At 72.4% G+C, this 8,157-nt stretch carries 10 protein-coding genes; 7 read left to right on the top strand and 3 right to left on the bottom strand.

From position 1 onward, the window contains the following. The 6 genes from VK640_17310 to VK640_17285 all read left to right on the top strand — a co-directional run. Positions 1-1,544, top strand: a 1,544-nt coding sequence (locus VK640_17310) for an L-aspartate oxidase (protein HTE74938.1), incomplete at its 5' end; no start/stop codon positions are given. Continuing rightward, positions 1,544-2,476, top strand: coding sequence for a carboxylating nicotinate-nucleotide diphosphorylase (gene nadC / locus VK640_17305; protein HTE74937.1), 933 nt, complete (start codon positions 1,544-1,546; stop codon positions 2,474-2,476). The genes VK640_17310 and nadC, both read left to right, overlap by 1 nt. Beyond that, positions 2,476-3,276 carry a type III pantothenate kinase gene (locus VK640_17300; GenBank protein HTE74936.1) on the top strand — a complete coding sequence of 267 codons (801 nt, stop codon included), beginning with the start codon at positions 2,476-2,478 and terminating at the stop codon, positions 3,274-3,276. Before nadC ends, VK640_17300 begins: the two co-directional genes overlap by 1 nt. 94 nt (positions 3,277-3,370) lie before the next feature. After that, positions 3,371-4,855, top strand: coding sequence for a bifunctional lysylphosphatidylglycerol synthetase/lysine--tRNA ligase LysX (gene lysX, locus VK640_17295; protein ID HTE74935.1), 1,485 nt, complete (start codon positions 3,371-3,373; stop codon positions 4,853-4,855). Continuing rightward, positions 4,855-4,980: a hypothetical protein gene (locus VK640_17290; GenBank protein HTE74934.1), complete on the top strand. Its 126-nt coding sequence runs from the start codon at positions 4,855-4,857 to the stop codon at positions 4,978-4,980. The genes lysX and VK640_17290 overlap by 1 nt, the downstream gene beginning before the upstream one ends. A gap of 195 nt (positions 4,981-5,175) precedes the next feature. After that, positions 5,176-5,514: an Lsr2 family protein gene (locus tag VK640_17285; GenBank protein HTE74933.1), complete on the top strand. Its 339-nt coding sequence runs from the start codon at positions 5,176-5,178 to the stop codon at positions 5,512-5,514. A gap of 109 nt (positions 5,515-5,623) precedes the next feature. Here the strand turns inward: VK640_17285 and VK640_17280 are convergent, their stop codons facing one another. Both VK640_17280 and VK640_17275 read right to left on the bottom strand, forming a co-directional pair. Beyond that, positions 5,624-6,283 (bottom strand): Type 1 glutamine amidotransferase-like domain-containing protein, encoded by a 660-nt coding sequence (locus tag VK640_17280; protein ID HTE74932.1) that lies wholly within the window; start codon positions 6,281-6,283, stop codon positions 5,624-5,626. 282 nt (positions 6,284-6,565) lie between these two features. Then, complete coding sequence (locus tag VK640_17275; GenBank protein ID HTE74931.1) at positions 6,566-6,919, bottom strand: VOC family protein; 354 nt, start codon at positions 6,917-6,919, stop codon at positions 6,566-6,568. Between the two features lie 159 nt (positions 6,920-7,078). Here VK640_17275 and VK640_17270 point away from each other — a divergent pair, with 159 nt between their 5' ends. Continuing rightward, positions 7,079-7,411, top strand: coding sequence for a hypothetical protein (locus VK640_17270; GenBank protein HTE74930.1), 333 nt, complete (start codon positions 7,079-7,081; stop codon positions 7,409-7,411). A gap of 3 nt (positions 7,412-7,414) precedes the next feature. Here the strand turns inward: VK640_17270 and VK640_17265 are convergent. Next, positions 7,415-8,157: phosphotransferase (locus tag VK640_17265; GenBank protein ID HTE74929.1), on the bottom strand; the 743-nt coding region annotated here is incomplete at its 5' end.

Here is an 8,157-nt window from a genome sequence, read left to right as displayed (position 1 = left end):
CCGGCGGCCGGGTGCTCCTCGTCACCAAGACGTACCTCGATGCCGGCTCCACCCGATGGGCGCAGGGCGGCATCGCCGCGGCGCTGGGCGAGGGCGACACCCCGGAGCAGCACCTCGAGGACACCCTGGTCGCCGGCGTCGGCATCTGCGACGAGGACGCGGTGCGGGTCCTCGTCCAGGAGGGACCGGCACGGGTCCGTGAGCTGGTCGAGATCGGCACCAAGTTCGACCGCACCTCCGGCGGCGGCATCGCACTGACCCGCGAGGGCGGGCACCACCGCGACCGCATCGCCCACGCCGGCGGCGACGCGACCGGGCTCGAGATCGAGCGCGCGCTGATCGCCGCCCTGCATGCCGAGGACGACATCGAGGTCGTCGAGCACGCGCTCGTCCTCGACCTCCTGAGGTCGGCCGAGGGTGCGGTGTGCGGGCTCACCCTGCACGTGATCGGTACAGGCCGGCGCGACGGCGTCGGCGCGGTGCGCGCGCGGGCGGTCGTCCTGGCCACGGGAGGCCTGGGGCAGGTCTTCTCCTCGACGACCAACCCGTCGGTGTCGACGGGGGACGGCGTCGCCGTGGCGCTGCGGGCCGGCGCGGTCGTGACCGACCTGGAGTTCGTGCAGTTCCACCCCACCGTGCTCTGGCTGGGCGACGGGTCACGCGGACAGCAGCCGCTGGTGTCGGAGGCGGTGCGCGGCGAAGGCGCCGTGCTGCGCGACCAGGACGGCGTGGCCTTCATGCAGGGCCTCCACCCGATGGCCGACCTCGCGCCGCGTGACGTCGTGGCCAAGGCGATCATGACCCGGATGCGCGAGACCGGCGCCGACCACGTGTGCCTCGACGCGCGCGACTTCGGCGAGGACAGGTGGCGGGTGCGCTTCCCCACCATCCTGGCGAGCTGTCGCGAGCACGCCATCGACCCGGTCAACGACCTGATCCCGGTCGCGCCGGCCTGCCACTACGCCTCCGGCGGGGTGCGCACCGACCTGCACGGCCGGACCAGCGTGCCCGGCCTCTACGCATGCGGCGAGGTCGCCTGCACCGGCGTCCACGGCGCCAACCGGCTGGCCTCCAACTCGCTGCTCGAGGGGCTGGTGTTCGGCCGCCGGATCGCCGAGCACCTCGGCCGCGAGCTGCCCACGCAGGCCGAGCCGGTCGACCTGCCCCCCACCGTCGACGTCCAGGGCGAGGGGGAGCCGCTGGCGCCCGGCCTGCTCGACCCGTCGGTACGCGGCGAGGTCGCCCGCACGATGTCCCGAGGGGTCGGTGTGCTGCGGGACCGCGAGAGCGTCGGCACGTCGATGACCGACCTGACGGAGCTGCGGCTGCGCACCAGCACCGAGCCGTGCACGGAGGCGTGGGAGGCGACCAACCTGCACCTGGTGGCCAGCGCGCTCGCCGGTGCGGCGCTGGAGCGCGAGGAGACCCGCGGCAGCCACTGGCGCCAGGACTTCCCCGACCGCGACGACGAGCACTGGCGGGCCCACCTGCTGACCCGGCTCGTCGACGGCACGATCTCGATGGGTGTGGAGGAGCACGACTGATGACTGCGGCTGGACCGACTGCTGACCGGCCGGGCGACCCGGTGGGCCTGTCCGACGACACCGCCGCCCGGCTGGTCGCAGCCGGGCTCGCGACGACGTACGTCCTCGAGGTCGTCACCCGCGCGCTCGACGAGGACCTCGACGGCGGGCTCGACGTGACCAGCGTGGCGACCGTGCCCTTCGACCAGGAGTCGACCGCCGACCTGGTGGCCCGCGCCGACGGCCTCGTCGCCGGGCTGCCGGTGGCGGCAGCGGTCTTCGAGGTCGCCACCGACGACGCCGTCGAGATCACCTGGCTGGCCGAGGACGGCGCCCGGGTGCACAGGGGCGACGTGCTGATGTCGCTCACTGCGGCCACCCGCGGGCTGCTGACCGGTGAGCGGACCGCCCTCAACCTGCTGTGCCGGATGTCGGGCATCGCGACCCTGACCCGCGCCTGGGCCGACGCCGTCGAGGGCACCGGGGCCGCGGTCCGCGACACCCGCAAGACCACGCCCGGCCTGCGGGCGCTGGAGAAGTACGCGGTGCGCTGCGGCGGCGGCGTCAACCATCGGATGTCGCTGTCGGACGCGGCGATGGTGAAGGACAACCATGTCGTCGCCGCTGGGGGCGTGGCTGAGGCGTTCCGGGCGGTGCGGGCGGCGTTCCCGGACGTGCCGGTCGAGGTGGAGGGCGACTCGGTCGACGACGCCGTGGAGGCCGTGGAGGCCGGCGCCGATCTGGTGCTGCTCGACAACATGCCGGTCGCCGACATGCGCCGGGCCGTCGAGCTGGTCGCCGGGCGAGCCCGGCTGGAGGCCAGCGGCGGGCTGCGGCTGGACAACGCCCGCGAGGTGGCGGAGACCGGCGTGGACTACCTCGCCGTCGGCGCACTCACCCACTCGGCGCCGATCCTCGACATCGCCTGCGACCTGCGCACAGGGCCGGCCTGATGCTGCTCGCGATCGACGTCGGCAACACCCACACTGTGCTCGGGCTCTTCGACGGGCCCGAGCTGCTCGAGCACTGGCGGATCGCCACCGAGGCGCACCGGACCGCGGACGAGATCGCCGTGGTCCTGCGCGGTTTGCTCGCCCAGCACGAGGAGGTCGCGCGGCGCACCGACGCCACGGTGGACGGCATCGCGCTCTGCTCCACCGTGCCGTCGGTCCTGCACGAGATGCGAGAGGTCTGCGTGCGCTACTACGGCGACGTGCCCGCGGTCGTCGTCGAGCCGGGCGTGCGCACCGGTGTGCCGGTCCTTACCGACAACCCCAAGGAGGTCGGCACCGACCGGGTGGTCAACGCGCTCGCGGCAGTCGAGCTCTTCGGCGGGCCGTGCATCGTCGTCGACTTCGGCACCGCGACGACCTTCGACGCCGTGTCGGCCAAGGGGGAGTACCTCGGCGGCGCCATCGCGCCCGGCATCGAGATCTCCGTGGAGGCGCTGGGCGCCCGTGGCGCGCAGCTGCGCCGGGTGGAGCTCGCCCGGCCGCGATCGGTCATCGGCCGCAACACCGTCGAGGCCCTGCAGGCCGGCATCCTCTACGGCTTCGCCGGCCAGGTGGACGGCGTGGTGACCCGGATGTCCGCCGAGATCGTCGGGCCGGACGGGGACGCCGACGACGTGACGGTCATCGCCACCGGCGGTCTGGCCCCGATGGTGCTCGACGAGTCGGGTGTCATCGACGTGCACGAGCCGTGGCTCACCCTGGTCGGCCTCCGCCTGGTCTACGAACGCAACCAGCCCTGAGCCTCGACTGGCGCGAAATCGCCACTGCAGCCGCCGCGCGGTGGTCACTTCGCGCCAGTCAACGAGGTGCAGCGGGGGTCGATAGCCTTGCCGGGTGAGCGACGAGCTGCCCGAGCAGATGCGCGTCCGCCGGGAGAAGCTCGACCGGATGCGCGAGCGAGGCGTGGAGCCCTACCCGGTGACCGTCCCGCGCACCACCACGATGGCCGACCTGCGCGCCGCGCACCCGGACCTCGACGTCGACGAGCACACCGGCGAGCAGGTCGCGGTGGCCGGGCGGGTCGTCCTGTCCCGGGTCGGCGGCAAGCTGTGCTTCGCGACGCTGCGCGACGGCACCGGCGAGGTGCAGGTGATGGTCTCGCTGGACCGGGTCGGCGAGGAGGCGCTGGCGCACTGGAAGGGCGACGTCGACCTGGGCGACCACGTCGGGGTCGAGGGCGAGGTCATCTCCAGCAAGCGCGGTGAGCTGTCCGTCCTGGCCGATGCCTGGACGATGGTCGCCAAGGCGCTGCGCCCCTTGCCGGACAAGCACAAGGGCCTCACCGACCCGGAGGCCCGGGTCCGCATGCGCTACGTCGACCTGGCCGTCAACGCCGAGTCCCGCGACATGGTGCGGGCCAGGGCGACCGTCCTGCGCTCCGTACGCTCGACGATGGACCGGCACGACTTCCTCGAAGTGGAGACCCCGCTGCTGCAGCCGCTGCACGGCGGCGCCGCGGCCCGGCCGTTCGCGACCCACCTCAACGCGTTCGACCAGCCGATGTACCTGCGGATCGCGATCGAGCTCTACCTCAAGCGGCTGGTGGTAGGCGGGCTGGACCGGGTCTACGAGATCGGCCGCAACTTCCGCAACGAGGGCGTCGACGGCACGCACAGCCCGGAGTTCACGATGCTCGAGGTGTACCAGGCGTACGGCGACTACGACTCGATGGCCGAGCTGACCCGCGAGATCGTCCTGGACGCCGCGCAGGCGCTGCTCGGCACGACCGTGGTGCCGGACGGCACCGGCGGCGGGCTCGACCTGGCGGTCGGGTGGGAGCGGCTGCCGATCCTCGAGGCGGTCTCACGCGCAGTCGGCCAGGACGTCGACGTCGACACGCCGGTCGAGACGCTGCGCAAGCTGGCCGACAGCCACGACGTCGCGCTGCAGCCGTCATGGGGCGCCGCCGAGGTGGTCGTCGAGCTCTACGAGCAGCTCGTCGAGCACACCCTGGTGCAGCCCACCTTCGTCACGGACTACCCGGCCGAGGTCAAGCCGCTCGCCAAGCCGCACCGCTCGGTGCCCGGTCTGGTGGAGGCCTGGGACCTCATCGTCAACGGCGTCGAGCTGGCCCCGGCCTACTCCGAGCTCAACGACCCGGTCGAGCAGCGGCGCCGCCTCGAGGAGCAGTCGCTCAAGGCCGCCGGCGGCGACCCCGAGGCGATGCAGCTGGACGAGGACTTCCTGCGCGCGATGGAGTTCGGCATGCCGCCGCAGGGCGGAATGGGTCTCGGAATCGACCGGCTGATCATGCTCCTGACCGGAAAGCCGATCCGGGAGACGATTGCATTTCCGCTGCTGCGCCCCGAGGGCAGCTAGTGGACGTGATCGCGGCCCTGCTGCCCCCGGTCGTCGTCGGCGGCGCCTTCGTGGCGATCGTGCTGGCCGTGCGGCGGCGGGCCCGGGCCGAGGAGCAGCAGGAGCAGGAGGAGCACGACGAATAGCCGCCCTTTGGGGCGTCTTCCCAGGGAAACGCCAGCCCCGAGACGCAGTGCACGCTGAATTACCGCGGTCCGTTGGAACGCCTTCGCCGGAATGCGCCGAGGGGAAATGCAGTGTTCGATTGCATCTATGTGCCGGAATGGCGCTAGGGTTCGCGCACCAGCAATTCCCCTCTTTCCTGCCGGAGTGAATTCGACATGGCTCAGAAAGTCACCGTTTTGCTCGTCGACGACATCGACGGCGGTTCTGCCGACGAGACCGTCTCCTTCTCCCTCGACGGCGTCTCCTACGAGATCGACCTGAGCACCAAGAACGCCAAGTCGTTCCGCGACGCGCTCGCGCAGTACGTCGGCCAGGCGCGCCGGGTCGGCGGCCGGTCCTCCGGCGGCCGCGCCGCGCGGGGCTCCCGCCGTGGTGGCGGCGGCGACAACCGCACCGCCGAGATCCGCGAGTGGGCCCGCAAGAACGGCCACAAGGTCAACGAGCGCGGCCGCATCCCGGCCACCGTCGTCGAGGCCTACGACAAGGCGCACTGACCCACCGGGTCGACAGCACCACCACGGTGCCAGGCGACCGGCCCGCTGCAGCGAGGGGACAGCAGCGGGCCGGGGGCACAGCAGCCGGCTCGAGTGCCGCGCGCAGCAATCACCCGAACTGGGTCCACTGTCCCTCGGACACCACCTCGACGGCGCCGTCGACGACCATGACGGCCGTCTGCTCGTCGATGGCATAGGCCGGGCCGCCGATGTCCGCCGCCCACCGCTCCGCGTCAGCCAGGCTGTTGTCGGGGAAGGCGTCCAGGTGCGGGAAGATCGAGAAGTCAACGACTCCCAGCGTGCGGTCGTCCGGCGCAAACGGCCACTCGACGAAGGCCGCACCGATCCGCGGCGTCATCACCATGCTGCCGGCGCTCACCCCGACCCACACCTTGTCGGACAGTGACGGCAGCAGCTCCGCAAGCCCGGACTCGCGCATCCAGTGGCACAGGTACGTCGCGTCGCCGCCGTCGACGAGCAGTACGTCGGCCTCGCGGACCCACGGCAGCCACCGATCTGCGCCGATGGTGGGCAGTGCGGTCAGCTCGAGGACGCCGAGCGAGGCCCATCCCAAGCCGGTCAAGTGAGGGAAGTCCGGCTCGCCGGCGATCAAGCCCCGCACCGATGCCGGACCGCACATGGGGTGACCCCACTGCGCGGTCGGCACGCAGAGGGCCCTGCACTCGGCGATCGGTTTGCCGAGGAGCTGCACGAGCGCCGACCGGATGCTGGGGTTCGTGACGCCTCCGGACGTGAGCAACAGCTTCACAGGTGCCTCCATGGTTCGCCCGCGGTCGGTGGATGTACCTCAAGACCTGGCACCGCGCTGCGAGTCATCGCTGCCCGGACCACCGCGTCGAGCATCCCTCACGCCCGCCGCTCACTCGCTTCGCACGGGACGACGACACGCGTCCGACGTGGAGCAGCCGTGCAGGTGGGTCACAGCCGTCGCACAGCACCAGGTCCGACGGTGCTGCCATGCCCATCGACGAAGGCCCGGCGCGCTTCCTGATGCTCCGCCGCTGGGTGTTCCGGCGCCCGACCGAGCCGCTCAGTCGGCGACGAGGCAGAACACGTTGCCTTCGGGGTCGGCCAGCGTCCGCCAGGTGACCGCGTCCTCGTCGTGCTGGTGCACCAGCGTCGCCCCGAGGCCGAGGGCGTGTTCCACCGCGGCCGGCAGGTCGTCGGCCGGGACGTGCAGGTCGAGGTGCAGCGTGTTCTTGGCCGGCCGGGGGTCCGACGTCCGCTGGAACACCAGTCGCGGAAGTCCCGGAGCCGTCGGGGTCAGGCCGACGTACTGCTCCCAGGTGCCGCGCACCTCCACGCCCAGCAGCGCGCACCAGAAGCGCGCCAGCCCCTGCGGGTCCCGGCAGTCGACGGTCACGGCGTCCCAGCGCAGGTCCATGAGGGGAGTCTGGCCTGCCATTGCGACGCGCGCCGCACGACAGGGCGGACATGTCCCACATCCGGCGAGAGATGTCCGCCGGCAGGTGTCGATCCACGCCGACCTCGTCCGTCGGACGGGTGGAGGGCGCGGACGGCGCGTCCCCGGAAGGAGACCGAGATGGCACGGTTCATGTTCCTCTACCGCGGGCCGGCGACACCGATGGAGGACTTCACGCCCGAGCAGGGTGCCGAGTCGCTCGCCGCCTGGACCGACTGGATGCAGCGCGTCGGGCCGGCCCTCGTCGACCCGGGCCAGCCGTTCGGCACCAGCACCGCCATCGTCGACGACGGCTCGGTCGGGACCGCGAGCGACCAGAACGGCTACTCGGTCGTCGAGGCCGACACGCTCGAGGTCGCGAAGGCCCACGTTGACAAGCACCCGTTCCTCGCCGACGGCAAGGGCCGGTTCCAGGTCGAGATCTTCGAGCTGCTGCCGATGCCCGGCGCCTGACAGTCACGCGTCGGCGACCGCACCGACCTGACCGCGCAGGATGCCGAACGCCTTGGCGTCCTCGTCGTCCCCTCGGTGCGGTCGCCGGAACCGCGCCACGTCGACCGCTACGTCGGACAGGTCCCACCGTCGCCGATAGAGCTCCAGCACCGTGGGACTCAGCTGGCGTCCGGTGGCGGCGACGTACGCCTCGTGCACCGACCCGTCCCCGGGGTCCATCGACCACAGGTCGCGCTCCGGCGGGGCCACCCGGGCGGTGTCCCAGTCGATCAGGCGCCAACCGTCGGCAGTGCGCATCGTGTTGCCCGGGTGCGGCTCGCCGTGGGTGAGGACGACGGCTGCCTCCGTGCGCCGCCGCGCCCGATCGACCAGGTCGTCGTACGTCGTCAGCGCCGCCCGCAGAGCCGACGCGTGGTCGGCCACCAGCCGAGCGACCTGCGCGGCGTAGGGCCCGGTGGGGCTCGCTGCAGCACCCTCGGCACCGTCGTGCAGCGCCGCCTCGAGCGCATCGCGGTGCTGGATCGCGTAGTCGTCGACGGGCGCGCGGTCCCGCACCTCGGCCGGCGCGGCATGCACCTCGACGACCATGTCGAGCAGCGCAGCCCGGTGCTCGGTCGACATCGGCTGCCCCCACGAGAAGCTCTCGCCCTCGACGAACGGGTAGACGGCGACGGCGAACCTGTCGGCCACCGGCGCCACGAGGCTGCCGTCCTCACCCGGAGCCGGTGCGACGACCAGCTCCCTGC

The organism is Actinomycetes bacterium (genome assembly GCA_035489715.1).
In the GTDB taxonomy this organism is placed as follows: Bacteria; Actinomycetota; Actinomycetes; order JACCUZ01; family JACCUZ01; genus DATHAP01.
The sequence above is the reverse complement of the archived record's forward strand: the minus strand, read 5'-3'. Positions and strand labels throughout refer to the sequence as shown.